Here is a 6,047-nt window from a genome sequence, read left to right as displayed (position 1 = left end):
TGGCCGCAGCCGGGCGCGATCGTCGCCGCGCGTGCGCCGGAGGCGGTGGCGCTCGGCCTCGACGCCTTCCAGCCGCCCCGGCGCCAACGCGGCGGACGGCGCGCGGCGCTGGAGGTGCTGCACCACTTCCTCGACGCGCGCAGCGGCCATTACCGCGGCGGCATCTCCTCGCCGCTGAAGGCGCCGACCGCGTGCTCGCGCCTGTCGCCCTACCTCGCCTGGGGCTGCCTCAGCCTGCGCGAGGTCGTGCAGGCCAGCCGCGCGCGCGTCGCCGCGCTGCCCGAGGGCGACCGCCGCCGCGCCGGGCTGAGCGCCTTCCTCAGCCGCCTGTACTGGCACTGCCACTTCATCCAGAAGCTCGAGAGCGAGCCGGCGCTGGAATTCCGCAACCTGCACCGCGGCTACGACGGCCTGCGCGAGGACGACTGGAACCCGGCGCATCTCGACGCGCTGGTCGCCGGTCGCACCGGCTGGCCGCTGGTGGACGCCTGCGTGGCGATGCTGCGCGAGACGGGATGGATCAACTTTCGCATGCGCGCGATGCTGGTGTCGGTGGCGGCCTATCCGCTCTGGCTGCACTGGCGTGAGGTCGGGCTGTGGCTGGCGCGCGCCTTCCTCGACTACGAGCCCGGCATCCACTGGAGCCAGCTGCAGATGCAGTCCGGCACCACCGGCATCAACACCACCCGGGTGTACAACCCGATCAAGCAGGCGCGCGACCACGACCCCAATGGCGTGTTCGTGCGGCGCTGGCTGCCGGCGCTGCGGCGGGTGCCGGACACCTGGCTGTTCGAGCCCTGGCGCATGCCGGCCGATGTAGCCGCGCGCCATGGGCTGCGCCTCGGCGAGGACATCGCGCTGCCGCCGGTGGAGCTGGCGGCGGCCATGCGCGCGGCCAAGGCGCGCGTGCATGCCCTGCGCGCCCAGCCCGAGGTGCGCGCGGCGAAGGCGGCCATCGTCGAGCGCCACGGCTCGCGCAAGCGGCCGGAGGGGCGGCGGCGCAAGGCGTCGGCGAGCGCAGCGAGCGCGGGGCAGCTGGACCTGGGGTTCTGAGAGGAGAGCGGGCGATGGGGATGCGGCGCAAGGGCGATCTGCCGACGAAGCCGTGCGCGGGCTGCGGGCGGCCGTTCGCGTGGCGGAGGAAGTGGGCGCGGGCGTGGGACGAGGTGCGCTATTGCTCGGAGCGCTGCCGGCGGGAGCGTGGCAAGCCGGGGCGCTGAGCGAGGGTCTTGCGGCGGCGTGCCGTGGCGAAATGCCGGGGCGCTGAGCGAGGGACATTGCGGTGGCGTGCCGCAGCGAGAAGGCGGCGCCGCGCTTGATCTGCGGGGGAGTGCCGATGGGTTCGGACGTGGTGATCTTCTGGTTTCGCAGCGACCTGCGCGTGGGGGACAACCTCGCGCTGGCGGAGGCCTGCGCGTCCGCCGGGCGCCTGTTGCCGGTCTATTGCCACGACCCCGCCGCCGACGCGCCGACGCGCTGGGGCTTCGCCCGCCGCGGGCCGCATCGGCGTGCCTTCCTGGAGGCGGCGCTGGACGACCTGGACGCGGCCTTGCGGGCCCGCGGCAGCGCGCTGCTGGAGCTGCATGGCGCGCCATGCGAGGTGCTGCCGGCGCTCGCGCGCGCCGTGGGCACGGACGTGGTGGTGTGCGAGGCGATCGCGGCGCCCGAGGAGGAGGACGAGCTCGCCGCGCTGCGTGCCGCGGGGCTGAGGGTGCGCACCGTGTGGCAGTCGAGCCTGCTCGACCCCGCGGCGCTGCCCTTTGCGCCGGCCCGCCTGCCCAAGGTGTTCACCGCCTTCCGCCAGGCCGTCGAGTCCGCCGGCCTGCAGCCCCCCGCACCCCTGCCCGCAGCGCAGACCCTGCCACCGTGGCCGGACCTCGCCACCGGTGCCGAAGCTGCGCACCACCTTCGCGCCTGCCGGCGCTCCTACAAGGACGAGACGCCGGCGCTCCCCTGTAGGAGCGGCGGCAGCCGCGAATCCGGCGGCGCCACAAGCGACGCGGATGCCGAAGCCGAGCACTGCATTCGCGCCTGCCGGCGCTCCTACAAGGACGAGACGTCGGCGCTCCCCTGTAGGAGCGGCGGCAGCCGCGAATCCGGCGGTGCCACAAGCGACGCGGACGCCGAGGCCGAGCGCCCCATTCGCGCCTGCCGGCGCTCCTACAAGGACGAGGCGTCGGTGCTCCCCTGTAGGAGCGGCGGCAGCCGCGAATCCGGCGGTGCCACAAGCGACGCGGATGCCGAAGCCGAGCACCACCTTCGCGCCTGCCGGCGCTCCTGCAAGGACGAGATGTCGGCGCTCCCCTGTAGGAGCGGCGGCAGCCGCGAATCCGGCGGTGCCACAAGCGACGCGGACGCCGAGGCCGAGCGCCCCATTCGCGCCTGCCGGCGCTCCTACAAGGACGAGGTGTCGGTGTTTCCCTACAGGGCGGAGCCGGCCTCCTTTCCGTGGTGGCGGCCCGACTTCGCCGGCGGCGAGGGGGCGGCGCTCGCGCATCTGGCGGGCTATTTCGCCGGCGAGCGTCCGCGCCATTACAAGGCGACGCGCAACGGCCTGAGCGGTGTCGACTTCTCGAGCAAGTTCTCGCCCTGGCTGGCGCAGGGGGCCTTGTCTCCGCGGCGGGTCTTCGCGGCGCTGCGCCGGCACGAGGCCGCGCAGGGGGCGAGCGAGGGCAGCTACTGGCTTTGGTTCGAGCTGTTGTGGCGAGATTACTTCCGCTTCCTGCATCTGCAGCACGGCCGCCGCCTGTACCGGGCGCGCGGACTGAACGCTGCCGCGCCGCCGCCAGCGCACGACCCGGCGGCCTTCGCGGCCTGGTGCGAGGGGCGCACCGGCCACGCCTTCATCGACGCCGGCATGCGCGAGCTCGCCGCCACCGGCTGGCTGTCGAACCGCATGCGCCAGGTGGTGGCCAGCTACCTGATCCACGACCTCGGCGGCGACTGGCGCGCGGGCGCGGCGTGGTTCGAGGCGCAGCTGGTGGATTACGACGTGTACAGCAACCAGGGCAACTGGCTCTACATCGCCGGCCGCGGCACCGACCCGCGCGGCGGGCGACGCTTCGATCCGGACAGGCAGGCGGCGACCCACGACGCGGACGGAGCCTATCGGACACGCTGGGCCGAGCTCGATCGGCGCGGCGCCGATTGAGCGTACAAGCTGCCTTGGCGGCTGGCCCTTGCTCGAACGCGCCGCGGCTTGCCCGACTCCCGGTCGAATCTGCCGCGGCCATGCCCGGGATTGCTCGACGGCGGCCCGCCCGCATGGAGCGCCCGCACGCGGGCGGCGCAGCTCAAGCGCTACCCCGAAGCGGAGCTCATCCGCCTGGCGCGCGCGGGGGCGGTCCTGCCCGGCGCTCAGCGCATGCCGAATCCGCGTACGCGGGCGAGCGCCGCGGGCGGCAGCGCGCCGAGCAGGGCGCCGATCGACACCACCACGATGCCGACGATCGTGGTGAGCCCGAGGGCCTCGTCCAGGATCAGGTAGGCGCCGATCGCGGTGAAGGCGGGCACCAACGCCAGCATCATCGAGGCCTCGCCGGCGCCGACCTTCTGCACCGCGTAGCTGTAGAAGCCGGCGGCGAGCATGGACGCGATCACGCCCTGGTACACACACTGCAGCGCGATCTCGCCCCAGCTCGCGGCGGCGATGCCGGACGGCAGCCAGAGCAGGTAGATCGGCATGAACACCAGCGCCGAGAAGCTCGCGATGCCGAGGATGCCGAACTGCGGCTTGACCTGCCAGCGCCGCATCAGCAGGCCGAAGATCGCCCACGCCAGCGCCGCGGCGAGGAAGAGCAGGTCGCCGATCCACTCGCTGCCCTGTGCCGGCGCGAGCAGGCTCTCGAAGCCGATCAGCAGCAGGCCGGCGGTCGACAGCAGCAGCGCGACCACGGTCGGGCGGGCGATGCGGAAGCCGCTCGTCACCGCCATGATGACGATGGTCCAGAACGGGATGCCGCCGTTGACGAACACGCCGGCGTGCGCGCTCGGCGCAAAGGCGAAGCCCCAATACACGCACAGCGCGTAGGCCAGCCCGCCGACGCAGGCGAGCACGGCGTGGCGCGGCCAGTCGCGCATCGGCACGTAGCGCAGGAAGAAGGGCAGCGCGATCGTGCCCGAGACGCCGTAGCGCATCGCGGCGATGTCGAAGGGCGTGAAGCTGGCGGTGGCGCCGAAGCGCGACACGATGTTGAAGCCGGACCAGAACACCACCACGAGCAGGGCGGCGAGCAGGCCGCGGACGGCGTCGGAGTGGGCGGGCGGGGGCGTGGTCAATTCGGGTCCGGGGTGCGTGCGGGTGGGTGAGGGTCGGCGTGCGCCCCGCGCCAGGGCGGCGGGCCGTGGCGGTCGGGTGCGCGGGGGCGAGCGGGAGTGCCCGGCTTCAGCCCGGCTGGTTGCGCATGAAGTCGGCGGTCTTGAAGAAGCTCTGCAGCAGGCGCTCGCGCATCGGCTCGGCGATGCCGACCTCTTCCATCGCCAGCAACATGCAGGCGACCCACTGGTCGCGCTCGCGGGTGCCGATGGCAAAGGGCATGTGGCGGGCGCGCAGGCGCGGGTGGCCGAAGCTCTGCACGAAGAGGTCGGGCCCGCCGAGCCAGCCGGAGAGGAACATGAAGAGCTTGTCGCGCGAGCCCTGCAGGTCCTTTGGGTGCAGGGCGCGCAGCTCGGCGAACCGGGGCGTTTCGGCCATGAGGCCGTAGAAGCGGTCGCACAGGCGGGCAAGTACGGGCTCGCCGCCGATCGTGTCGTAGGGGGTGGTCTGGTCCATCGCGGTCTGTGGGGCGTTCGGCGCCTCGAGGCGGGCGCATCGACCGGGATTGTCGCAGACTCGGGCCTCGCCTGCCCGACCACCGCATTCGCGCCTGCCGGCGCTCCTACATCGGTCGGAGGCGCGGCGGTGCGCGGGACGAAGCCGCGGGGTTCATGTAGGAGCGCCGGCAGGCGCGAATGCGGCGGGGGAGAGGCTGCGGTGCGCGGGACGAAGCCGCGAGGTTCGTGTAGGAGCGCCGGCAGGCGCGAATGTGGCGGGGGAGAGGCGGCGGTGCGCGGGATAAAGCCGCGAGGTTCATGTAGGAGCGCCGGCAGGCGCGAATGCGGCGGGGGAGAGGCGGCGGTGCGCGGGACGAAGCCGCGAGGTTCGTGTAGGAGCGCCGGCAGGCGCGAATGCGGCGGGCGACGTCCGTACGCATGTCGTGGGGCGCGCCTCTTACAGGTTCACCACCGCCAGCCTTTTCACCGCCTTGACGAGGATCTTGTAGATGTCGAGGTCGAAGGCCGGGCGGCCGGCTTCCAGGAGGTCGGCGAGCGCGGCCTCGTCGGTGGCGGTGCCGAGCCAGCGCCAGCCGTCGATGACGTGTAGGGCCTCGCCCTCGCGCAGGCCGATGGGGCCGGGCCAGTTCCAGTGCTCGACCTTCAGTGCGTGCAGGGCCTCGATCAGGCGCAGGGCGTGGGCCTGGGGGGATTCGCCGCCGTGGCAGGCGCCGCGGCAGCGTTTGAGCTGGAAGTCGAAGCAGCGCGCGCCCTGCGGGTGTTTCTCCAGGCCGAGCAGGGGCGGGCACAGGGCGTGGTCGCGGGCGAGCGCGCGCAGGCGGTTGGTGGCCTCGCGGCGGGTGCGGAAGAAGCCGTAGAGGTCGTCGCGGCGGCCGAAGTCGAGGTCGACGGCGTGCACCAGCTCCAGCCGCCAGTCGCCGACGATGTCGGTGGCGAGCCGCCAGGTGCAGAGTTCGCGGTTGCGGCGCAGCTGGCGGTTGTGGGTGGGCTGCAGGCGTTTGACCAGGCGGGCTTCCTCGAGCAGCGCGCCGATCTCGCCGGCGGTTTCGATCCACTCGATGTGGCGCACCTGCTGGCTGAGGCTGAGCTCGCGGTCGCTGGTGTGGTCGGCGGCGAAGTGCGACAGCACGCGGCTGCGCAGGCGGGTGCTCTTGCCGATGTAGAGCGGCAGGTCCGGCGGCGGCAGGCCCCGGGCCCCGGCGCCCGTGCGGGCGCGCCCGGCGAAGGGCGAGGCGGAGGGCGAGGCGGAGGGCGAGGCGGAGGGCGAGGCGGAG

At 73.5% G+C, this 6,047-nt stretch carries 5 protein-coding genes and 1 pseudogene; 3 read left to right on the top strand and 3 right to left on the bottom strand.

Annotation, left to right across the window (positions count from 1 at the left end; all coding sequences use genetic code 11):
- The 3 genes from C667_RS19425 to C667_RS26550 all read left to right on the top strand — a co-directional run.
- Positions 1–1,053 (top strand): FAD-binding domain-containing protein (locus C667_RS19425; protein WP_004377583.1); only part of this gene is annotated, 1,053 nt, incomplete at its 5' end.
- 14 nt (positions 1,054–1,067) lie between these two features.
- Complete coding sequence (locus C667_RS26705; protein ID WP_004377580.1) at positions 1,068–1,220, top strand: DUF2256 domain-containing protein; 153 nt, start codon at positions 1,068–1,070, stop codon at positions 1,218–1,220.
- A gap of 116 nt (positions 1,221–1,336) precedes the next feature.
- Positions 1,337–3,151 carry an FAD-binding domain-containing protein gene (locus tag C667_RS26550; RefSeq protein ID WP_004377576.1) on the top strand — a complete coding sequence of 605 codons (1,815 nt, stop codon included), beginning with the start codon at positions 1,337–1,339 and terminating at the stop codon, positions 3,149–3,151.
- Between the two features lie 206 nt (positions 3,152–3,357).
- On the opposite strand, the gene C667_RS19410 is transcribed toward C667_RS26550, so the two are convergent.
- The 3 genes and pseudogenes from C667_RS19410 to C667_RS19400 form a co-directional block, all read right to left on the bottom strand.
- On the bottom strand, positions 3,358–4,278 hold the full coding sequence (locus tag C667_RS19410; protein WP_004377574.1) for a DMT family transporter: 921 nt from the start codon (positions 4,276–4,278) through the stop codon (positions 3,358–3,360).
- Between the two features lie 106 nt (positions 4,279–4,384).
- The gene (locus tag C667_RS19405; RefSeq protein ID WP_004377571.1) at positions 4,385–4,771 is read right to left on the bottom strand and encodes a group II truncated hemoglobin; all 387 of its coding nucleotides are present in this window, start codon (positions 4,769–4,771) and stop codon (positions 4,385–4,387) included.
- Between the two features lie 438 nt (positions 4,772–5,209).
- Positions 5,210–6,047, bottom strand: a pseudogene (locus C667_RS19400) (ethanolamine utilization protein); the annotation flags it as partial.

The sequence above is a fragment of the Thauera phenylacetica B4P genome (genome assembly GCF_000310225.1).
Lineage (GTDB): Bacteria > Pseudomonadota > Gammaproteobacteria > Burkholderiales > Rhodocyclaceae > Thauera > Thauera phenylacetica.
Note: the sequence above shows the minus strand (reverse complement) of the source record. Positions and strands in the feature narration are given on the sequence as shown.